Annotated in this window: 13 protein-coding genes; 8 read left to right on the plus strand and 5 right to left on the minus strand. The window is 63.1% G+C overall.

All coding sequences use genetic code 11. The features are described 5' to 3' along the window. Window positions 1–32 precede the first annotated feature (32 nt). The 4 genes from ACFCW2_RS07470 to ACFCW2_RS07485 form a co-directional block, all read right to left on the minus strand. Complete coding sequence (locus ACFCW2_RS07470; protein WP_379545331.1) at window positions 33–821, minus strand: enoyl-CoA hydratase-related protein; 789 nt, start codon at window positions 819–821, stop codon at window positions 33–35. 144 nt (window positions 822–965) lie between these two features. Further along, window positions 966–7892 carry a hypothetical protein gene (locus ACFCW2_RS07475; protein ID WP_379545332.1) on the minus strand — a complete coding sequence of 2309 codons (6927 nt, stop codon included), beginning with the start codon at window positions 7890–7892 and terminating at the stop codon, window positions 966–968. Next, entirely contained in the window at window positions 7889–9373 is a 1485-nt protein-coding gene (locus ACFCW2_RS07480; protein ID WP_379545333.1) for a hypothetical protein, read from the minus strand. Before ACFCW2_RS07480 ends, ACFCW2_RS07475 begins: the two co-directional genes overlap by 4 nt. 126 nt (window positions 9374–9499) lie before the next feature. Beyond that, a complete protein-coding gene (locus ACFCW2_RS07485) occupies window positions 9500–10300 on the minus strand; it encodes a crotonase/enoyl-CoA hydratase family protein (protein ID WP_379545334.1) in 801 nt (266 codons plus the stop codon). Between the two features lie 136 nt (window positions 10301–10436). Between ACFCW2_RS07485 and ACFCW2_RS07490 the strand changes: the two genes are divergently transcribed. The 4 genes from ACFCW2_RS07490 (at window position 10437) to ACFCW2_RS07505 (ending at window position 17174) form a co-directional block, all read left to right on the plus strand. Further along, window positions 10437–11528, plus strand: coding sequence for an acyl-CoA dehydrogenase family protein (locus tag ACFCW2_RS07490; RefSeq protein ID WP_379545336.1), 1092 nt, complete (start codon window positions 10437–10439; stop codon window positions 11526–11528). 10 nt (window positions 11529–11538) lie between these two features. Next, window positions 11539–12282, plus strand: a complete 744-nt coding sequence (locus tag ACFCW2_RS07495; protein WP_379545338.1) for an acyl-CoA dehydrogenase family protein — start codon at window positions 11539–11541, stop codon at window positions 12280–12282. A gap of 110 nt (window positions 12283–12392) precedes the next feature. Next, window positions 12393–15107, plus strand: a complete 2715-nt coding sequence (locus ACFCW2_RS07500; RefSeq protein ID WP_379545339.1) for an ATP-binding protein — start codon at window positions 12393–12395, stop codon at window positions 15105–15107. After that, entirely contained in the window at window positions 15108–17174 is a 2067-nt protein-coding gene (locus ACFCW2_RS07505) for a response regulator (RefSeq protein WP_379545340.1), read from the plus strand. On the opposite strand, the gene ACFCW2_RS07510 is transcribed toward ACFCW2_RS07505, so the two are convergent. Beyond that, window positions 17168–18598, minus strand: coding sequence for a WecB/TagA/CpsF family glycosyltransferase (locus tag ACFCW2_RS07510; protein ID WP_379545341.1), 1431 nt, complete (start codon window positions 18596–18598; stop codon window positions 17168–17170). The genes ACFCW2_RS07505 and ACFCW2_RS07510 overlap by 7 nt on opposite strands. Before the next feature lie 340 nt (window positions 18599–18938). Between ACFCW2_RS07510 and ACFCW2_RS07515 the strand changes: the two genes are divergently transcribed. The 4 genes from ACFCW2_RS07515 to ACFCW2_RS07530 are packed head-to-tail and all read left to right on the plus strand — an operon-like array spanning window position 18939 to window position 23151. Further along, on the plus strand, window positions 18939–20165 hold the full coding sequence (locus tag ACFCW2_RS07515) for an oligosaccharide flippase family protein (protein WP_379545342.1): 1227 nt from the start codon (window positions 18939–18941) through the stop codon (window positions 20163–20165). Between the two features lie 2 nt (window positions 20166–20167). Beyond that, window positions 20168–21103, plus strand: coding sequence for a glycosyltransferase family 2 protein (locus tag ACFCW2_RS07520; RefSeq protein WP_379545343.1), 936 nt, complete (start codon window positions 20168–20170; stop codon window positions 21101–21103). Between the two features lie 30 nt (window positions 21104–21133). Continuing rightward, on the plus strand, window positions 21134–22141 hold the full coding sequence (locus ACFCW2_RS07525; RefSeq protein ID WP_379545344.1) for a glycosyltransferase family 2 protein: 1008 nt from the start codon (window positions 21134–21136) through the stop codon (window positions 22139–22141). Window positions 22142–22173: 32 nt separating this feature from the next. After that, complete coding sequence (locus ACFCW2_RS07530) at window positions 22174–23151, plus strand: glycosyltransferase family 4 protein (protein ID WP_379545345.1); 978 nt, start codon at window positions 22174–22176, stop codon at window positions 23149–23151. Window positions 23152–23153 lie beyond the last annotated feature (2 nt).

A 23153-nucleotide genomic window follows, 5' to 3' on the forward strand; every position in this document is an offset into this window, starting at 1 on the left:
TTTTTCTTTGGGCTGGATTTTCTGTTGCTGGCTCAGCTGCCGGTGAACTCCGCCTTGGTTTTCTTCAGGAACGCAATAGCTCCGATGCGCGCGTCCTTGCTGTTCCCGGCGACGCGCTGGCCCTCGGCTTCGGCTCGCAGGGTATTGGCAAAGTCGCTTTCCAGCCCGGCGCGGAGCGTCTGCTTCATCTGGCCAAGCGCGATGGTCGGGCCGTCTGCCAGCTTGTGCGCCAGAGCTTCGGCCTCCGCCATCAGCGCATCGTCCTCCACACATTTATAGATCAGACCGAGCCGTTCGGCTTCCTCGCCATGGATGCGTTCGCCCAGCATCATCATACGGGTGGCCTGCGCCAGACCGATCAGGCGCGGGAGCATCCAGCTGGAGCCGCCATCGGGAACCAGACCGATATTGACGAAGGCCTGAAGGAAATAGCCCTTTTTGCCTGCCAGCACGAAATCGGCAGCCAGCGCAATCGAACAACCGACACCGGCGGCTGGACCGCCCACGGCAGCGACAACCGGCACCGGCACATTGGCGAGCATCTGGATCATGGGATTATAATGCTTTTGCAGCGCGGTGTAGGACCGCGCGCCCCCTTCGATGGAGGCTCCGCCCTCGGCATTGGCCGCCAGATCGGCACCGGAGCAGAAGGCGCGGCCCTCGCCGGTAATCAGCACGGCGCGGGCATCGCCCAGATCGCGCAGCGCAGCAAAGATCTCGTCGGCCATTTGTGGCGGGCAGGCATTCAGCCGCTCGGGCCGATTGAGCGTAATTTTGAGGACATTGCCGTCCTGCTCGGTTCGGATCGTTTCGTAGGACATGGTCTCTCCCGTTGGTGATTCTTGCGGCGCGGCCGCAGTCCCGGGCTGCTTGTCAGCCCCGAAGCGCTGCGTCGACCATTCAATTCGCTATTTGCTAGCCAGACGGCAAGATGGAGGCATCTTTGCAGGTCAGGATCATGCGCCTCATCTATCGTCGTCGCCGCCGATCAAGTCATCCACATCCGCCGCGAACTCGGGCAACAACGCGCTCCACTGGTCGATGGCGTCTGACAGAATATCGCCCGGCCGATCCTCGAATTCGGCCAGCGACTCTGCTGTCGCAAACATGAGTGGGCCGGACAACTGCGGATTGACGAACACATGCTCGGCGCGCCCGGCCACAAAGCGCCCTTGCGAAAGTGCCACCGGGTCCCATCCGTTAAAGCCCGGCCAATACTCGTCGCGTGAGGAGGAGGATGTCTGTCCCCGCGCGTACAGAGCGCCGCGATAATATTCCAGATCGCCCTCTTCGCCCGCAACAGGTGCTCCGTCGATAATCGAATGCAGTTGCACTCCGCCAAAAGCGACGCGGCTGGCGTTCACGGGGGTGCGACGTCCATTGATGGCCAGTCGCTCGACGCCCAGATCGATCATCGCATTGAGGCCCGAAAACAGCCCTTCGTCGAACTCGCTTTCGATGGGCGCGAATTCTTGCGAGTCCCGCAATTCCCAGACCATTTCATAGGCCAGCTCAACGCGGTCACTCTCGTCCACTTCGGGGATCATGCCGGCCAGACGCTGCGATATCGCAATTTCCCAGAGGTCGAAAATATCGTCCTTGATGTCGGGGATCGGCACTGCGTTGGACGCGCCGAGCGTGTTGGCAGCGGCAATCGCGGTTTCCAGCTTGTTCTGCGCCCACGTGTTCCGGTTCTCCTCGCTGCTGAAGAGGACCGGACGCTCGAACCCGTATTTTTCGTTCAATTCCAGAATTTCGGGAAGGCCGGGCGTTGCCCTCTCCTCGGCGATCTCTACCGGATCATACCCATTGAATATCGGCCACGCCCCGCGAATTTCGAACATGTCTTCGTCATCTTTCGTGGCGACCAGCGCGCCGCGATAGAAGACTGGAAGTGTCCGATCACCAAGAACGGCTTCGCCACCTTCCATGGCCCACACCGAATGGCCGCCAAAAGCAAAGCCTTGCGCGTCGGTCGGCGTCCGGCCGGTCGCAAAATTCAGCGTGCTGCGAAGGGCCATCGCATCGATACCCTCTGCCGATGCCTTATCGGTATATTCGGCGCTGTCCTGAACAGATTTGGCCAGGGCAATGGTCGCGTTCACCCCTTCGGGAAGTTCCTGAGCGACCGCCTGAGCGAAGTTCGCTGCCTCGACGAGCTGGCTGTCATCAGCGGGCAAATCGCCTGCATAATCGGGGCGCTGTGCCAGCCAGTTTTCGCGGGCCGCCAAATAGAGCGATCCGTCGCCGCGTTTCCAGGCTTCGCGATTGGCCTCGCTGGCGAACAGGGCATAGGGGCGCGGGTCTTCGGTATCCGAGGGATCATTGGCCAATTCCGCCAGTCCGCTGACGAAATTGCCCTTGGCCAGTTCGACCGGGTCCCAGCCGTTGAGAAGCGGCCAATGCTCAGCGATTTTCTCCGCATTACGTCGGTCAGCCAGCGCGACGCGCGCGCCGCGAAACAGGATGGTCGCATCGGAGGACCCGCGTCGGTAGAGTCGCGGTGCTACGCTTTCCAGCGTGGTGCCGCCAAAGGCGATTCCGCCATCGTCCACCGGACTACGCCCGGGCGAAGGCAGCATGGCATTGGCCGCCAGTGTCATCTTCTCGACACTGGTCGCCCCCGGCCTGTCCAGCACATCGGACATGGCGGCATTTGCGCTGGCTATCGCATCGGGCCCCGCACCGAAAACTTGCCGGGCGCGGGCCCAAATCCGCTCGCGGTCGGCCAGATAATGCAGCGCCTCCGGTTTCAAACGCACCCATTGGTCCGCCGCCTGCAGTGCAATTCCGGCCGGGTCGGCTTGCCAGCGGCGCAAGGAAGCCTCGCTGGCGAACAAGGCATAGGTCGACAGCATTCCATTGGCCTCGGGCGCAATCTCGCCCGTGATGCGGGGCGACCCGGCAACCAGATCTCCTCGAGCCAGAGCCACCGGGTCGAACCCGTTGAAAGAAGGCCAATCGCCCCAATCGGCGGCGGTATCGTCTTCGACGGCATAGAGGCCGCCCGAGGCCCAGCCATACATCGGCACTTCGGGTCTTTTGGGGCTGCCCGCGCGGATCGATTCCGGCAGATAGCCCGCAAAGGCGATGCCGCGTGCATCGACGGGCAGGTGGGCCTTTTCAAAGGCAAGCAGTTCGTTGGCTTTGGCGTATTTCTCGATGGTCTCCGGATCATCCGGGAGATAGGCTTCCGCCTCACTCAGGATCGATTGGGCAAGGACCGGCATCGGCGCGCTACGTTCCGCTGCGAAGCGGGAGATGCCAGCCAGAAACTCCCGCGCGGATTCCGGCCCGACGCCGCGATTGTAGGTATCCATCGCGGCGAGAAATGCTTCGCCGCCCCACAGCGGATCATCGCTGTGGCGGAAATACCACGTATTCTTCCGGCCAAAATCATTCTCGTATCCGAAGCCGAAGACCTGCTTTTGGTGGGCCTGGCGCGCACGAAAACGGGCCATCTGGTCCGGCCCCAGAAAGTCTTCCCCCACACGGACCAGATCGCCTGTCGGGTTCGGATTGCCGCCTTTGGACGCCCAATCGAGATAGGGATAGAGCGCGTTGAATCCCTCGCGGGTGCTAAACAATTCCGTCCCATCTGCGTCTTCGACATGCGCCAGCTTGTGGAACGCGCTTTGCAGGGCGTTGCGGGTATAGGCCGCCCAGATGCGGTCATCGGCCACCGGCTGGCAATAATCCTGCAGTTCGCGGGCAGCGGAAACCAGCGTGGAGAGATCGGTGGACCCCATCATGTCCAGCCGGTCACCATGCATCCGGCACCCCAGATTGACGACATGCCGATCCCAGAATGTAGGCACCCTGTCGCCCTGCAGAATGCGGGTCAGCGCCGCATTGGTGACCTGCAGTGCGCGCGCATCGTCGACCAGTCCGGTCGTCGTGTCATCGTCGTCATTCTCTTCGCGCTTTACGATCTGGTACACGGTGTCGAGCGTCTGGAAACTGCCGGGCAGTTCGCTCAAAGTGACAAGGCTGACATCGATGGCGGTGTCGATGAAGTCCTGCCGGTTGATCGGCTGGACGCCGGCCTCGTCGCGCGCGTCGGCCCATTCGCGCCAGCCGATATCCACGAACAAGCCGGTGCTCCAACGGCGCAGCGCTTTTCCGTCGGACTGTGACAGAACATAGGAAAAATCGCCGCGGGCCTCGTTGATTTGCGCAAGGCATTGCTGCGAATAGAGGCTCAGCTTGCTGGCGTGGTCTGCAAGGGTCAGTTCCACCTCTGCGTCGTCCCAAATGCCTGCAACCGACGAGGCCTGCTGCAGGCGCGCGATCGATTCCGCAGTGGCACCTTCACGCGAGGCGATGGTTTGAACGAGACTTGCATCGCAATACTTGCCGATCTTGACGTCGGAACTGCCGAAATTGTTGGCAATCTCTATTTCGAGATTCTCCAGTGACCCAATGCGTTCGCCCAATTCCGTAAATGGCAATTTGAGCGCGGCGAGTTCAGGCGTGTCCTGAAATTCCGACCGGACGGACCGTTCAATGCTGGCTTTCCGCGAGGGAGAACGGTTCTCCGCCGATACTTTGGCAAACTCGCGCTCGACTTCCTCGTCAATTTTGTCTTGCCGTGCCGCGAAGTAGACTTTCCCGGCCGCATTTCGTTCGATTTTCAACTGGCCGATCAGGGCTTCCGCTGCCCGCTTGGCGCTCGCTTGGGATCGATTGGCACCGGCCATATTGGCATCGATCAGCGCGAGCCGTGTGCGCTCGTCGAACGGATCCTTGGCGAGGGATTCGCGGGCGCGGGCGCGGGCGCCTTGCGCAATACTATCGATATCGCCGACGGAGCCCGCCTCTTCGGTCGCCGCGGCCAGACTGCCGATTGCGCAATTGAGCTTTGCCCGCGTCACCCTGCGGTCCAGCGGATCGGGCGCAAGCAGTTCCATTGTCTCGCTGATGTCGCAGGTCAGCTCGGCATTTTCCGCAGCGGAGGAATCGTCTTCCACTTCCGTCAGACCCTGAGCAATCACACCCAGCGCTTCCAGCGCGGAATTCATCTGCGCCTCGTCGTCGAAATCGAGGTCGACCCTCCATTCGAGGATCAGATTGGCAATACCCAGCAGACGAAGCTCGGCATCGGTCTGCTTGTCAGGATCGGGCTGATACTCGCGGTGTACCGTCATCTGCAGGATGGCGATGCGGGCCAGATCGGTGGCCAGCTCCATATCCTGAGCGCCAGTCAAAGCGTCCACATCGAAACCGGCGGCAATCGCTTCGATATCGGAAAAACCGCGCTGCGCTTTGCCCGACTGGCGCACTTCGCGCGCATCGAGCAGCCAGTTGTACGACGCCTGCAAATAGGCGCTGCGCAGTTTCGGATCGTCCAGAACGGATTGCCGCCCGCGCCGCTCTAGCAATCTCAGTCCTGCATCATGCGCCCGCTCATAGGCGCCGATGGATTCCTTCCAGTTACGGGCGGTGAACCACGCTTTGCCCAGCATGGTGTTGATCTGCAGGATTTCAGCGGGATCGGCCGATCCGCCTCCCGGTCCACTCCCCTGTCCGAGGGAACCGCTCCGGCTGAGCTGAGCTTCGAAAAACTGCGCCAGTTCACGGGCGAGACACTGGGTTTGCAGGCTGCCCGGCAGACGGTCCATCTGCCGGTCGGGTTCCAGCTCGGCGATCAATTGCCATTCGGGCAAGCACGGCCGTTCGCGCGGCGCGCTGCGTGCTTCCGGCGCGGCTGCGGAGGAGGCAGATGCAGAGGCGGCAAGCGATGCTTCGCTGGTAAGGGGCAGGCTGACGGCGAGCGCCAAGGGGATGGCGCTACCGCCTCCTTGGCCGGGTTGCACACGCGGCGCCGCGCGGCTCTGGTCGGGCAAGCGTTCGCGCACCTCGTCGCGCAATTCGTCGCCGGTCACTTCTTCGGTGCCGCCGCCGACCGTGATGGCTTCCCCGATCCGGCGGATCAGATCGACATTGGCATCGGCCTGCTCCTCGGCCTGCCTGCGCGCGGCCTCCGCAGCGGCTTCCGCCGCGCGGGCTTCGGCGAGATTTGACTGCGCTTGCTGTTCGCTGAGCGCAGCGCGCTGTGCGGCCTCCTGCTGGGCGAGAGCGGCTGCCTCGGCCTGATTGGCGGCGAGCAGCGCTGCAGCGGCTTCGTCCTCGGCGCGTTTCTCGGCCAGTCCGGCGCGCTCGGCCGCCAATGCCTGTGCCTCGGTTGCCTTCTTTTGTTCCTCGGTTGCTGCCAGTGCAGCGGCTTCCGAACTGCGGGCCTCTGCGGCCTGCGTGAAGCCGTAATAGGCCCCGCCCAGCGCGACGAAGGCTAGCGCGGCTGTACCGGCGAGCCAGACACGCAGCCGGTTGGTTTTGCGGCGCTGCTCGGCCTCCGCCTCGGCCCGCTGGCGTTCGTCGGTTTCCTTGCTGGTCTTGTAAAAGCTCTCGATGGCGGCAAAGTCGCCGCCATGACGCTCGGCCCAAGCAGCGGTCGGGCGTTCGCTTTCCCAGAATTCCGACAAATTGGCGAGCGCCAGACCGGTGAGCAGATCGCTGCGCCCGTCGGCAAAGGCCTCTTGTTGGCTGTGCAATTGCTGCCACGCGACGCCCGCCTCGCGTTCTTCCTCGAACCAGCCGGTCAGCAGGTTCCATTGGCGGATCAGGCTTTCGTGGCTGATGTCGATGACGGTATCGTCGGCCAGCGGCTCGCCTTCATAGGGGCGCAGGAAATTGACCCCGTGGGCGCGGAACGCATCGACGACGGTGCGGGTCGCCGCTTCGTCGCCGGTCGCGCGAGCCAGCTCGTCGAACCGGCACGGACGGCGCACCGCCTTGGCCAGAGACGGGCCTGCCACCAGAGCGCGGAAGACCTGCGCCACCAGAGTATGATCGACCTCGCCCGGGGCGCGGGTGTCGTTTGCCGCTTTGCCTTTCGCGGGCACGCGGTCCGGATCGGACGGAGCGGCACCCAGCCGCTCAAGCACCTGCAATCCGTGGACATCCAGCGCACCGGTCAGCCCGCCGATTTCGCGGTAATGATCGCGCCGCAGCACGATATTGTCGTCGCCGTCGCGTTCCTTGGTTTCCAGATACAGCTGGTTGAGCACGTGCTGCATCAGCGGCAACTGGTCCGCGCGGCTGGCCATCGTCTGGCTGACGTCGTCCTTGTCTTCCCACGGGGCCAGCGTGGCCATGTCGTTCAGCAGCTGGTTGGCCAGCTTCGGCTCGACTTCAAAGCCGGAGACACCCGCCGGACCGACAATCGCTTCCTCGCACTCATCGCGGTTCATGCGCGGGGTGAGATACAGCCCGTCATTGATCCGCTCGGCAAGGCCGGGGATCATCGCGCAGTCGGCAAGGAATTCGGTCCGCATGGTCAGGCAGACCGAGATCGGGAAATCGGGGCACTCGCTGCTTTCGATCAGCAGGCGGGCAAAGGCTTCGGCCTCTTCGCGCTCGGCATAGCTGGAGAAACGGAACAGCTCCTCGAACTGGTCAGCCATCAGCAGCAGATTGCGGCCTTCGGGCAGGTGCCCCGCCTGACACCATTCGATCACCGCGCGCGGGCCGCGCCGCAGGCTGTGGGCCATCAGGTCGAATTCTTCGCCCTTTACGTCCATCCCCTGCGCGGCGAACAGGCCCGCCGCCAGCGACCCGATGGGATCGCCTGCGGGGTGAAAATCGATCACCATCCAGTCCGAGCCGGCCGGGTGCAGGCCCAGCTCCAGATATTCCAGCAGACCGGTGCGCACGAGCGAGGATTTGCCGCTGCCCGAAGACCCCAGAACAGCGAGGAACCGGCTATCCGCCAGCTTGTCGATCAGCTCGGTAACCTGACTGTCGCGGCCAAAGAACAGATAGCTTTCGTCGCGGGTAAAGGCCCGCAGGCCGGGGAACGGAACCTGCTCGATGTGATTTTGCCCCTCACTCATGCCGACAGGCTCGACACCAGCTTGCGGACATCGGTCATGTCCCAATTCTCGCCGCAATCAATCACCTGCGCATTGGCGAGGCGGAACTTGATATCCTCTTTCGGCCCCGGCGGGCCCTTGCAGATTGCCATCAGCTTCAGTTTCTCGTTCCGCTTGGCCGAAAGCTTGGTGAAGAGCACCAGCTGGCTCTTCACCCAGGTGCTGGGCGCATTGCCGTGCAGCAGGATCAGTGCATCACAGCTTGTGAAGTTCTGCTCCAGATCGGCCAGCCGCGCCTTGGCATCGGTGCTTTCCGGCTCCGGCCCCATGCATAGCAGGCCGGTATCTTCCAGCTCGTCCAGCACCCGGTCGATGGCTTCGCGGTCGCGGTCGTCGGCATCGACAAACAGGAATTGGCCCGCCTCCAGCGCGACCTGCGCGGGTTCAGGCTCGGGTTCGGGCTGCAGAGCATCGACCAGCCGCGCCTTGAATTCCGACAGAGTGGAGCAGATGACATGCTCCGTCTCCAGCAAATCGCGGTGATCATCGGGCACCGGATCGAGCTGCAATTCAGGATTGCGCCACTGCATCACGGGCACACCGGCGGCGATCGCCGCGTCATACTGATGCCGCGCCTTACCAGTGGGCATGGCGGGGGGTTTGCGCCCGACATGCGGGCCGACCAGCTGGATCATCATCGAGGCCTGACCCAGCGCAGCATTATATTCGCTCAGGAACTGGTCCATCCCGTCATAACTGCTCGCGACCGGCAGGACGTGGATGTCATATTGCTCCAGATGCGCGCGCACCTGCGCGACCTCGTCTTCCAGATCGTCGGTCGGTTCGGCGATCAGCGCGCGCTTTGCGCCTTTGGGCAGATCGATATTGCCGCTGGCGACCATGACACGCGAGGGCGTGCTGGCGCTGGCTGCGACAGCGGGGGCAGACGCCTTGGCGACGCCCGTTTCGCGCAGCTGCACCAGCCGCTCGACAATCTGCTCGGCGAGCGAATAGATCCGGTCACGGTAGAGGCGGCTGTCATCCTCCGGCGTCATCGGAATGCGGGTGCTCGATTCCTCGCTTACCGCGCGGTGGAACCGGAACCGGACATGATCGGTGATCGGGGCAGGGTAGGTGTCGCCCGGCAATAGCGGCAAATGCTCAGCCACAAAGATATTGCGCAAATCCCCGCGCGACCCGTGAAAGGCGGCCAGTTCCTGCGGGCAAAAGTCGCTGCCGGCCCAGCTGGGGGAACCGACAATCAGCAGCAGCGCGGAATTGCTGGCTGCGTCCAGCATGTCGCCCAATTGATCGTTCGCGCGGTTTTGCGAATCGAAAAAGACGCTCAGCTCTTCCTCGCGTGTGCCCAGACGCTGGCGCAGCACGGCGCGCAGGCTGTTATACAGCCGCGTAATATCCTTCGTCCCGTCCAGCGAGTCAAAGTTATCGGCATGGGCATAGCTGACAAACAGATCGTGCCTGCACCCTGGTATGACCGGCAAAAGGTGCCTCCCCCAAATCGCTCATCCGCCCGGTAGGCGGACAATCTCTCTCCAATGGTTTTTCTTTCGGCGACCCGGGCACCATAATGCCCGAATTTCAGGAGGAAGCAAGGTTGCGGGTCCGGGTTAGCAATCCTTGAATTGCGGCGCTCTTTTGTCGGTGAATGCGTCCACCGCCTCGGCATGATCCTCCGTGTGATGAGCCAGCGCCTGATAGGCCGCGCTGAGTTCCAGCAAGGGTGCGAGCTTCATATCCTGCCCTTCGCGCAGCAGCCGTTTGGCCATACGGGTGGAGTGGCCGGGATTGGCTGCGATCATCTGCGCCATTTCCACCGCGCGCGGCAGGCACTGATCGTGCGACGTCACCTCGCTGATAAGCCCGAATTCCAGCGCTTTGGCCGCGTCGATGATCTCGCCTGTCAGAGTCATCTGCGTGGCGCGGGCCATGCCGATCACGCGGGGCAGCAACCATGCGCCGCCATCGCCGGGAATGATGCCCAGCTTTACGAAGGTCTCGCCGAAGATCGCTTTCTCGCTGCCGATGCGGATGTCGGCCATGCAAGCCAGGTCGAGCCCCGCACCAATCGCCGGTCCATTAACAGCGGCCACCACGGGCACTTCCAGGTCATACAGCGCGGCGGGGATCAGCTGGATGCCGGTGCGATAGCGATTGCGGATCTCGTAGGGGCTGCCTGCGAACATCCCTGCCTTGTTCGCCATATCCTTCACATTGCCGCCCGCGCAGAAAGCGCTGCCTTCGCCGGTGAGAACCACGGCGCGCACGCTGCGGTCGCGGGTCATGTCGGCACAGAACTGCGCGATCTCCTCGCTATGCGCGGTTTCGGAAATGGCGTTGCGGGTTTCGGGGCGATTGAGACTGGCGATGACGACGGAGCCATCGCGCTCGATTTTCAAGAAGGGTTCCATAGCTCTTGTGCTAGGTTGCAAGGGCCCCGCCCGCAAACCTAAAAGTGAGAGCACAAGGCGCTTTAGGAGCTTTCCCCTGTTCGATACTCTCACCCTTGCCGCCATTCCGCCCGGAGACGAGGCGCTGCGCGGGAAAGTGCGCGCGCTGGCGCAGGAGGCGGTGGCCGATATGTCGCTGGCCGAGCGGTCGCGGTCGTGGTCGGGCTTCGATGCGGATTTCAGCCGCAAGCTGGGCGAGGCCGGGCTGCTGGGCCTGACCCTGCCGACCGAATATGGCGGCGGTGGGCGCGGGCCGTTTGCGCGGTTTGTGGTGGTGGAGGAATTGCTGGCCGCCGGTGCGCCGGTGGCGGCGCACTGGATCGCGGACCGGCAAAGCGCGCCGCTGATCCTGAATTTTGGCACCGAGGAACAGCGCCGGAAATACATCCCCGCCATCTGCCGGGGGGAGCTGCTGTTTTGCATCGGGATGAGCGAGCCGGGCAGCGGGTCGGATTTGGCGAGCGTTCGGACACGGGCGGAGCGGACCGAGAAGGGCTGGCTGCTCAACGGCCAGAAGATCTGGACCACCAATTCGATGCATTCCGATTACATGATCGCACTGGTCCGCACATCGGGCACCACCGACGATCGGCACCGCGGGCTGTCGCAGATCATCGTCGATCTGAAAGCACCGGGTGTCGATATCCGCCCGATCACCGATCTGGCGGGCGATGCGCATTTCTCCGAAGTGTTTTTCGACAATGTGGAACTGGCTGAGGACGCGCTGATTGGCGAAGAAGGCGGCGGCTGGCAGCAGGTCGTGGCCGAACTGGCCTTCGAGCGCAGCGGGCCGGAACGCATCTATTCCAGCATTGTGTTGTTCGACGCGTGGCTGGCGCATCTGCGTTCGGTTGGGCGCGATGACCCTGCAACCACGGCGCTGGTCGGCGGATTTATGGCGAAGCTGTCGGCGCTCAGGGCCATGTCGCTGGCGTGCACAGGGCAGCTGGCGGCGGGCGAAAGCCCGGTGGTCGAGGCCTCGGTGGTGAAAGACCTCGGCACAGCGTTCGAACAGGATTTGCCGCTGGCGATTGGGGATGATCTGGCGGCGCACCCTGATGAGGCGGTGAGCGAGGAACTGCAGGACGCGCTGACCTATGTGACGCATATCGCGCCGAGCTTTTCGCTGCGCGGAGGCACGCGGGAAATCCTGCGCGGCATTATCGCGCGCGGTTTGGGCCTGAGATGAGGGCGCGGTAATGACGAGTGAATTTCTCGAACCGTTCGAGCAGATGCTGGGCGAGGTCTTCGCGCCTTCTGCAGTCCGTGCCATCGAAGCTGGCGAGGGCAGCGCTGCCGCCATGCAGACTGTCGAGCAGTCGGGCTTCCTCGATGCGCTGGTTGCCGAGAGCGAAGGCGGCGCAGGGCTGTCTCTGGCCGATGTCGCGCCGCTGTGGATGGCGCTGGGCCGCCATGCAGTACCCGTCGGGATTGGCGAAGCGATGATCGAGCGGGCAACCGGCGACAATGAAGCCGCGCGGCGAGAGAATGCCACCGCGCTTCTCCACGCGGCCCTGATCGCCGGCGCGGCGGGCAAGCTGCTCGATATGGCCGTCGCCTACGCCAATGAGCGGGTCCAGTTCGGCAAGCTCATCGGCAAGCAGCAGGCGCTCCAGCAAAACCTCGCCGTGATGGCACAGGATGTGGTCGCAGTGCGGCTGGCCGTCGAGCTTGCTGCGAGCAAAGGCTGGCCCGAAACGGCGCAGGCCGCTGTCGCCAAGTCCGTCGCTGCCGAAGCCGCCCCGCGCATTGCCAACACCGCCCACGCCGTCTTCGGCGCAATCGGTATCAGCGCAGAGCACGACCTTAATCTCTATACCCGCGCGCTGCACCGGTGGCGGCTGGCGGGCGGGGCAGAAACGCTATGGTCGCGCAGGCTGGGCGAAGAAGTTCTCGCTTCCTCGCAAACCGCAGTCGACTGGACACGCAGCCTTTGGGCTTAGGAATGTCGACCGCAATTTGGTGCCGCGCCATTCAGCATTTGGTGGATATTTCCTTCTAGGGTGCCAGCATTGGCGCTTGCTCGTGGTAGGTCGCCATCACGGAGTATCCCATGCGGTTTGGCCAGCTCAGTACGCGCGCGCTTGCGACCATCCTCCCGATCGGCTTGCTCCTGTTCGGGTTGTCGACCTGGCTGGCCTATGGCGAAGCGCGCAATCGCGAGATCGGCGCAGCGCTGTCGCTGCTGCGCGAGGACCGGTCGCTGGCTCAACAGGGCCTGCAAGTCCGCTTTGAGGAGATGGAGAGCGCTCAGGCAGCGGCGGCCAAGCGGTTGAACTCGGAAATAGACGCAGGCGGATTGGCCGCAGCGGAATTCAACCGTCTGTTCCCCGCAAGGCCGGATGGCACAAGGCGCAGCGCAGACAGTCTGTGGACCGGAACAATGACACCGCGTGGGCCTGTGTCGGGGTTCGGCGGGTTTATTCCGGCGCAAGATCTGTCCCCAGAACGGCGCGTTACCGTGTCCTCTGCCTTCGCCACTCTCGCAGGTATGGTGGACGGTCTGCCGCAGCAGAATGTCGATAATCTGTACTTCTTCTCGCCCGACAATGATTTGGTGATGTACGCTCCCGGCAGAGCGGACAATCTGCAGTTCTATCGCCGTGATGCCCCCGCAACGCTCGATTTCCAGAGCGAAGAGTTCTCCGAAATTGTAAAACCGGGCGTCAATCCCGACGGTGTTATGCGGTGCACCGGCTTGCAGCCCATCCTCTATGACGAATCCCGCACGACATGGACGACCGGTTGCATGACGCCCGTGCGGGACGGTGCCAGACACATCGGTGCGTTTGGAACCAGCATCGTGCTCGATTCGATCTTTGACGATGAGGGTGCGCTCCCCCCGCAAGGGGTCGAGCGGATGGTCGTCACCGGTGATGGCAAACTGATCCGCCATCCCCGTTATACCGTTCAGTCGAGCGAACAGACCGGCGCGTTTCTCGATCTTGCGACAACTTCGGAACCCGAGCTGGGCGCAGTCTGGAGTTTGCTTTCCGTGCTGGAGCGGCGAACGGCACTGACGTTTCTGGAAGATGCCGACCTCTATGTGGCGGCCGCGAGACTTGATAATCCCGACTGGTTCATTGTGTCGGCGATCCCCGGTCAGCAGGTGCGGGCGGCTGCGTTCGAGTCGGCTCTACCGATCCTGATTGGCGGGTTGCTGACCACGGCGGCGTTTGCCCTGTTCATCATCTGGTTCGTGCGGAACAGCTTGTCCCGTCCGCTAGAACAATTGGCAGACAGAGCGGATGCGATTGCTCTGGCAGAGAAGAACAGCGAGCCGGTGGATGGCGCGGATGGGGATGAGCTCGCCCGCCTCGACCGCGCCTTCGATGCCATGGAAAGCCGGGTGACGCGGGAACGGCTTCGCCTCACTCAGTCGTTCGATCTGCTGGTCGATGCGCTTGAAGAATATGCGGTGCTCCTGCTCGATGCAGAAGGGCGCATCACGCGGGCCAACAGTGCGGCCAAGGACGTGTTCGGATGGGATGGCGCGAAGGATGAGGGCATCGCGCAAATCATCGGAAATTCCGATGGAAACGGAAACAGGCTTGAACAGGCGCGGGACCTTCTCGCAAAGGTTGCGCAAGATGGGCGGGTTTCCCACTCCGTGGAACGCGTGAACGGGCACGGGCAGACGTTCTGGGCCTATGAAGCGATCGAGGCGATCACGATGGAGGACGGCAACCTGTCCGGCTTCGCCTATATTGCCCGCGACATCACATCCCAAAAAGAGGGCGAGGCCGCCCTGATGGCCGCCCGCGATGAAGCGCAAAGCGCGGCCGACATTCGCAAGAACCTGCTGGCAACCGTCAGCCACGAAATCCGTACGCCGATGACCGGCATCTTGGGCATGCTGGAGCAGGTTCGGCAGGACAATTCCGCTCGCCAGCGCGACCGGGCTCTGGCGACAATCGAGAGTTCGGCAGAGGCTCTGATGCGGGTGCTCGACGATGTGTTGAGCACGGCCCGCGGCGAAAGCGGGGCTTTGCAGATCGAGGAGCGCGCTTTCGATACGCACGACATGGTGCAGCGCGGTGGGGAGCTGTTCGGTCCCCTCGCAAGAGGCAAGGGAGTTGAGCTGATCTTGGAGCCGGGACCGAGGGAAATGCTGATTGGCGATGAAGCGCGCATCCAGCAGATCCTCGCGAATTTCCTCAGCAATGCGATCAAGTTTACAGCGCAGGGGCAAGTCGCGGTGCGATGCGAAACGCGGGCTGACGAGAAGCCAGATACGCCTGATGCGGTCATCATGGCCCTGTCGGTCAGCGACAGCGGAATCGGCATTCCGGCCAGCAGGCTGGACGCGCTGTTTACGCCGTTCGAGCAAGTCGATGCGTCAACCGAGCGGCTCTTCGGCGGCACCGGTCTGGGTCTGTCGATCTGCCGCAATCTCGCCCGCGCTATGGGCGGCGATGTGTCGGTCACCAGCGTCGAAGGTGAAGGCAGTACTTTTACGCTGGAAATCCCGCTCAGGCGCGCAGCCGACATCGGCGATTCGCTGCCCGGCACGGGCCTGAGCGCACTGGTTGTTGGCGGCAGCGCGGTCGCACGGCTGGCTGGAGAGGCATCGCTCGAAGAACTGGGCTACACAGTCGCCTCCAGCGCTGGCTGTGCAGACGTGCCGACACCGGACGCGCAATACGATCTGGTTCTGCGGCTAGACCCCGCGCAGCCATTGCCAGCCGGGCTTACGGGGGCAAGGGCACTCACGATGCACGACATGCCGACCCCGGACGCCCTTCGCCTGATGCTGCTGGAGGCTTGAATGATTTCCCCGGACACCCAGCAGCCATCGCCGGAGCGAATGGTGGAAATCCTGCAGAGAAAGCTCGCGCGGGCCGAAACCGCCCTTGCTGAAGCGGAAACCGCACTGGAAGGGCGAATGCGCGAGCTCGACCTGGCCAACCGGGAATTGCTGGTCCGGGAGGAGGACCTCGTGCGCAGGTTGGATCTGCAGAACATGCAGCTGCTCAACGCGCAGCGCACCGGCGGCTTTGCCACGATTTTTGGCGCACCGGATGAACCGTTCCAAAGCTCGCCCCAGCTCAACGCGATTCTTGGTTTTCCGGCCGATACCAAACTGACCCCGGAGCATTTGATCAGCGTTCTGCATCCGTTGGACCGCAACCGGATGATGGCGGAGGCGACGCAATTCTATAGCAACCTGCCAGCGGACGAGGACCACACCTTCGAGCACAGGATTATCCATCCTCACGAGGGGACGCGCTGGCTCCGCTGGCATATCCGCCGGTCCAGCGGTGATGAAAACCGGCTGCGCGGGATCTACGGTTCTGTCCGCGACATCACTCAACTCCGAGCAAATGAGCGCGCCGTCAAAATGCTACAATTGCGCGCGGAACGCCGCGTGCGTGAGCTAAATATGCTGACCGGAGAGCTGGAGGCGGAACGCGAAAAGACGGAAATGGCGCTGGCGGTGAGGACACGGTTCCTGTCCACCATGGCGCATAATTTCCGCACGCCTTTGGCGACCCTGTCTGGCGTCATCGACCTGCTCGAAGGGGCCGCTGAAGGCGACGGCGACCGGCGCAAGCTCGATCTGGCAGAGCACTCCGTCGAACGGATCGGGGCGTTGCTGGACGAAGCGCTCGCCGAATCCGAAGGCCAGTCGGATTCCATTGCCCTGTTTGCCGCGCCGCTCTCGCTGCACCGTCTGTTGGATCAAAGCAAACGGTTCTGGGCCGAGGTCGGGAGCAACCAGCAGGGCGAAATGAGCTGGCAGCTGGCTGACGATCTTCCCGCCAAAGTGGTGGCGGATGCGGTCCGGCTGCGCGAACTGATCGACAATCTGTGCGGTTTCGCGATGGAAGAGGGCTATGGCGGCTCAGTTGCCGTCGCATGGAAAGGCGGTTTGTCGATCTCGCTGACAAGCGATCGTATGGGATACGAATTGGCGCGGGGCAGCGATGCACTGCAAGACCCACAATTCCGCCGGGCGATGCATCTGGTCGAAGCGATGGACGGCGAAGTTACGCGCAATCCAGATGGATGCGCAATTGTGCTCGCTCTGGAGACTGCCGCTCATGATGGCGCCGGAATGTCGGCCCCGTTACGCACTGCGGCCGGCGATAGTCCGCAGGTGCTGCTCGCTGAAGACACCGAAAGCAACCGTCAGATCATCACGTCGCTGCTGGAAAAAATCGGCTGCACGGTCCAGACTGCAACGAACGGCGCAGAGGCAGTCGAGCTCGTAAGCAAAGAGCGGTTCGATGCTGTGCTGATGGATGTGCAGATGCCGGTGATGGATGGCGAACAGGCGGTCAGGACGATCCGGGCCATGGATGGTCCGGCTTCGCGTACGCCGGTCATTGGGGTGACTGCCCACAGCCTGCAGGAAGAGCGCGAACGGTTGCTCGCTGCCGGCATGTCGGCCTGTCTTGCCAAACCGGTCAAGCAGTCTGAAATCAGGGCTGCTCTCACCACGGCATTGGCCGCGGGTGCTGGTGCCGCCGCTGGTGATCAGGGCGGATCGCCCTTGTTCGATCTGGTCCGGTTCAGACAGGCTTTCGAAGCGTTGCCAACCCATTTCGGGGAGCGGTTTCTTGCCGCCGTCAAAAGCGACCTTGTTTCCTACGGCGATGCGCTCACTGGGGCTCTGGAGCAGGGCGACCGCGAGGCTGCCGACAGGCAGGCCCATGCTCTCAAAGGTGTGGCCGGGAATGTCGGGGCGCTGCGCTTGCTGGGTGCCGTCGAGAAATTCCGCGCGCCCGATGCCGATTGGCGGGGCGCGGCCGCCGGAGACTTGGCGGCCGCGCTGGAAGAAACGTATCAGGGATGTGATGAGGCTTACCGTGTGCTGATCGCGGATCAGTAGGCGCCCCGTCCGCCGAAGACCGCCGGGACCGTGCGGGCAAGCAGTGCCAGATCCGTCAAAAGGCCGCGGCGCTGGAGATATGCGACATCCATGGTCAGCTGGCGCGCAAACGGGATGTCGGCCCGACCGGACACCTGCCAGATGCAAGTCAGGCCCGGCTTGCCGCGCAGGCGGCGGTAGGCGCGGGGTTCATAGGCTGCCACTTCGCAGGCGAGCGCCGGGCGCGGGCCGACCAGGGACATTTCGCCGCGCAGCACGTTGATCAGCTGGGGCAGCTCGTCGATCGAGAACCGGCGGATGAACCGGCCTGTGCGGGTGATGCGCGGATCATCGGAAATCTTGAAACAGATACCGGCGCGGTCGCTCTGACCAAGCAAGGCGGCGCGGCGGGCTTCGGCATCGACATACATGCTGCGCAGTTTGAGCATCTCGAAACTGCGACCGTTTTCGCCGATCCGGAGCTGGCGGAAGAACACCGGTCCGCGATCTTCCAGACGGATCGCCAGAGCCACCATCGCCAGAATGGGCAGGAGCATGGCAAGGGCGACCGCCGCGACCGTTACATCAACTGCGCGCTTGAGGGCCGCAGAGAGTGCATCGGCAAAACCGCGCTGTTCGAAAGCGTGGCGCGCTGCGTGCATCAGGAACACCGCATTGCCGATGAGATAGCGCTGGGCCAGCCGGCGCGGTTCCATCGCCAGACGCCATGCCCATTCGCAGCCAACCGCGCGGATGGGGGCAGGCGCGCGGGCAATGCGCCCCGAATAGTAATCGAACAGGCCGCCAACGGCGAGCACCACTGCGACATCCAGCCGGTCACGTAGGCGAGTGATCCATTTTTCCTGCAGCGGCACGCCGAAACCGACGAACAGGATCGTGGCACCGGACCGGTTGATCCGTTCGATCAACGCGTCTTCCTGTGCGGGTCGGAAATAGCCGTCGGCCGTTCCTGCAATCTGCAAGCCGGGCGTTGCGGCGACCATTGTGGCGCCTGCCTGCATGGCAATGCCGGGCTGCCCGCCCAGCAGGAAGATCGACTGGCCAGCCTCGGCGGCGTGGGCGCAGATTTCCGGGAAGAGGTCGGTGCCGTTGAGATTGTCGCCGAAACTGCGGCCCGCAAGCTTGGCAGCAATGCGCATCCCGCTGCCGTCCGGCAGGATCATGTCGGACTGGCGCAGGGCATCGCGGTAGCTGCTGTCCTTGTGGGCGACATTGACGCAGTGGGCATTGGCGAAGCTGATTGTAAGGCGCTTTTGGACTGCTGCCGCCGCGACGATACGCCGGGCCATTTGCGAGCGCTTTGCGCATTCGATGTCGAGATCGAACAGCTGGGTCGTTTCAGAGCTGTGCGTGGGCGACAGCGCCGTCTGGACCGTGTGGTCGGAGTGGACGGATGCGTCGAGAAGGGCGAGATCGTGTTTCATGGCAAACTCCGGTTGAAGATTGCCGGTCACTCAGCATCGGTCGTGCCAGTTTGGATAAGTATTTGAAATATCGTAGATAAATCGTATAATGTGACTGTGGCTCGGGTCCGAGAACTGCAGCTTTCGCAATTTGCGATACTGGAAATGCGAATTTCCCATGCCATCGTCGCAAATTGCGAAATCTGAGGGCTGGATTTTCCCGGGGCCTGCAGAAAAGCGGCTGGAAACCGCCGTTCTGGAGAACTGGCACGCGTCTTGAATAGGGTGGGGCAACTTCACCCGGAGACACCCAGTGTTCGCAATACGCCTACAAAACATGCTTCCCGAAGGCCTGCAGCCCGTGCTGCGGGGTTTCGCCGGATATGCATCTGCAGAACTGGCCAACCGGGTCGTGCGTCTGGGAGCGATCCTCGTCATTGCGCGCCATACGGATGCGGCCATGCTCGGCACTGCCGCGCTTGCACTGTCTCTGTTTGAACTGGTCCGCGTGCTCGCCAATGTCGGCATCGGCCAGCGCATCATTGTTGCCACCGCCGAGGAGCTGGAAGCGATCTGCAAGACAGCGTCCCGGCTGTTCCAGGCCCTGTGCGCAGCTGTTGCGGCGGTGCAGCTGGGCGTAGCGGCCATCCTCGCCTGGGGCTTCGGCTTGCCGGAAGCGGGCGCGATGCTGGCTGTTCTGGCCGCAGTCTACGCTTTTATGCCTGCCGGGCTGGTGCAGATCCATCTCGCCATGCGCGAAGGGAAGCTGGGCGCGACTGCACGCATCGCGGCGACGCAGGCCATTCTGGATCACGTGCTGACGATGGCATTGGTCATCATCTGGCCGTCGGCCTGGGCGATTATTCTGCCGAAGCTGCTGACCGCGCCCGTCTGGACCGTTCTGGCCCGCCGCGCACGCCCTTGGGCGAAGTCGGCAGCGGTGGCTGGCGCTCCGATGCCGGAGTTCCGCGCATTCTTCGGCGGTGTTCTGGGCAGTGAAGCAATGATCGCTCTGCGCGGTCAGGCCGACAAGCTCATTATCGGCGCGCTGATGGGTGTGAAGACGCTGGGTGTTTACTACTTCGCGTTCGGAGCAGGTCTGGGCATCGCGCAATCGCTGGTGACGGCGTTCGGCATCGTTCTGTTCCCCAATCTGGCCAGCATCGCCGATGCGCAGCTGCGCTCTGCCCGCCTGCGCCAGGCTACGCTTGCGGGTCTTGCTTGCCTGATCCCGTTTGCCGGGCTGCAGGCGGTGGCAGCACACCTCTATGTGCCCCTCGTTTTCGGCGAGCATTGGGCTCACGCAGCCCCCTATGTGGCACTGCTGGCCCTGTCCGCGATCCCGCTTTTCCTGGCGGCGGCGGTCGGTGCGGGTCTCCGTGCCGATCGTCGACCGGGAGCGGAAGCGGCCATTTCCTGCGCCGCAACTGTCGCCGCGCTGGGCGGCCTCGCCCTTGGCTCCCAGTTTTCGCTGGCTGCTGCCTGCGCGGGATATGCCCTCGGCCTTGCCATCGTGCTGCTGCCCGCCGGTGCGCGCATCCTCTTTCCATCCTCTCCTATCCTTACATTCAACCGGAAGGCTGCCTGACCATGACCTGCAACGCCCCACGCTTCTCCATCGTCATCCCCGTCTTCAACGCGGCCGACACGATCTGCCAAACCGTCCGCAGCGTTCTGGCGCAGAGCTTTCAGCACTGGGAGCTGATCCTCGTCGATGATGGCTCCACCGACCGGTCGTTGCATGTCATGCGCGAGCTGGCCGGTCAGGACAGCCGGATCCGCCTTATTTCCCAGACAAACGCCGGAGTGTCCGCAGCCCGCAATCTCGGTGCCGAGATGGCACGCGGCGAGCTGCTTGCATTCCTCGATTCCGACGATTGCTGGGAATCCGACAAACTGGCGATCCACGATATGTGCCACCAGGCCGACCCGGCGATCGCAGCAAGCTACGCGATGATCGCGTTCTGCACTGTTTCGAGCAGCAGCGAATTGAAGCCCCGCGTCTATAGCAGCGTGCCCTCCGGGTGCCTTTCGGTAGCCCAGCTCGTCGGCGAGAATCCGGTCTGCTCGACCAGCAACCTGGTGGTGAACCGGGAAGCCTTCACCGCTGCTGGTGGTTTTCGCCGAGGTATGCAGCACGCCGAGGATCAGGAATTCCTCGCCCGCTTTGCAGCCAAAGGAGGCCGCATCCAGGGGATCGACCGGCATCTCGTGAATTACCGGATGAGCGCCGATGGCCTCTCTGCCGATCTGGCGGCCATGTATGATGGCTGGCGCATTCTGGCCCGCGAGTATGTTTCTCCGGCAGAGCTGCCGGGCGCGGAAGCGCTGTATTGCCGTTACCTCGCACGCCGCGCCCTGCGCACCGGCGGTCCTGCCGCCGAGGCGCTGCGCTTTGCAATGGCCGGGCTGCGGCTGGATGCCGGGCAATTTCTGGCTGACCGCAAGCGCGGCGGTCTCACCCTTCTGTGTGCATTTGCAGGCGTGGTCATGCCCGGTGCGATGCGCCGCCGCGTCTTCGCCTGATCGATCTCAACTTATTCAAGGAATACAATCATGACCCAGCTTCCGAACACTCCGAAAATGTCCGTCGTCATGCCGGTTTACAATGTCGAAGCCTATGTTTCGCAAGCCATTCAGTCTGTTCTGGCCCAGTCGCTTCCTGATTTCGAACTTATCATCGTGGACGATGGCGCGACCGACCGCTCGCTCGAAATTTGCCGCAGTTTCGATGATCCGCGTATCCGGATCATCAGCCAGAAAAACCGCGGCCTGCCGGGCGCGCGCAATACTGGCATCGCGGCGGCGCGGGCGCCCTTCGTTGCTTTACTGGATTCCGATGACGCTTTCCATGTGGACAAGCTGCTGCTGCATTTCGTTCATATGAGCGCTAATCCCGATGTCGCGATCAGCTTCGCGGGCTCCCGGATGATCGACGCAAGCGGCCGCGCCTTGAAGGTCGCCATGCGGCCCCAATTGACCGACATAAGCGCTGTCGATGTGCTGTGCCGTAACCCGGTCGGCAATGGCAGTGCGGCTGTTCTGCGGATGTCGGCGATGCTGCTTGCAGCCTTCCCTCACCCGGACGAGCCCCACCGCACCTGCTGGTTCGACGAGACGTTCCGCCAGTCGGAAGATATCGAATTCTGGACCCGCTGCGCCGTGAAACACGGAATGAAGTTCGAAGGTATTGAGGGACTGCTGACAGACTACCGCATCATCGGCGGCGCGCTTTCGGCCAATATCGTCAAGCAATATGTCAGCTGGCAGACCATGCTGCGCAAGATTGGCGATATTGCCCCCGCTTTCGTGGCCAAGCATGGCGGGCGGGCACGAGCGTTCCAGCTGCGCTATCTGGCGCGGCGGGCGGTCCAGCTGGGCGAAACCGCTTTCGCACGGGATTTGCTGGTGGATGCTCTGAAAGCCGATTGGCGCATCGCCGCCAAGGAGCCGAAGAAGACAGCGATTACTGCTCTGGCCGTTGCAGCGGGTTCGGTGATTGGCCGCACTGCCTTTGCCGCGCTCTCCCGCCGTGTCCTCAAGGGTGCGGCTGCGGGTGCGTGACCCGGGCGCGCCGGTGCTATAGACCGGAGCCGATGAAACGCGTTGTCCACCTGCTCGATGATTTCGCCATGGGCGGGGTCACCCGCGCACTGGGTGTTTTCGAGGAAGCGGAACTGCGTCTGCTGGCGCATTCCGAGATAGAACCCGTCGATCAGGGTGACGTGATTGCGCCGGCGCTGGATGCAGACATCATCGTCACCCACTTTCCCGTTTCATGGCGAAGGCTCGCCTGGTTCGGCAGTCTGCGCGTCCGCAACCGGCGGGCGCGCATTGTCTATGTAGAGCACAGCTACACCCGCAGTTTCGAAAGCCATAATGTCGGATCGCAGGTGCGTTTCAGAGCCTTGCTGCGCGGCCTTGTTCGGCTGGTAGACGCAGTCGTCTGCGTCTCTCAGGGCCAGCGCGAGTGGTTGCTGGAGGCATCATCGATTGCCCCTGACCGTTGCCGGGTCATCTACCCGTGGAGCGGGCGCGACGAGCTGCTGCAGGTTCCTCCCTTGGCTGACAGGGGTGTAGCGCAGCCGCTCCGGCTGGCCGCCTATGGCCGTTATTCCGAAGTGAAGAACTTTGCCGCGCTGATCGAAGCTGCGGGCGCGCGGCCCGACTTATGCACTCTCACAATTGGTGGAGGCGGCCCGCTGGAGGAGGATCTTCATGAGCGGGCCGCCCACTATCCCAATGTCGCTCTGGTTGGCAGGGTCGATGATGTGACGGACTTTCTGGCAGAGGCAGACGCAGTGGTCGTGCCTTCGCTGTGGGAGGCCTTCGGGCTCGTCGCCACGGAAGCGCGGCTTGCTGCGCGCCCCATATTGGTGGCCGATGTCGATGGCCTGCCCGAACAGGTTGGCTCGGCCGGGTTGTATGTGCCCATGGGCGACGCAAAGGCTATCGCACAGGCGATTGACCGCTTTGCCGCGATGCCGCTGCCCGCAATGGGCGCCGCTGGCCGGAATGATGTGCTGGATATGCGCAGCACGGTGATCAGCGGATGGGCGGAACTGCTAGCCTAACC

Source organism: Qipengyuania algicola (assembly GCF_042492175.1).
Classification (GTDB): Bacteria; Pseudomonadota; Alphaproteobacteria; order Sphingomonadales; family Sphingomonadaceae; genus CAJXSN01.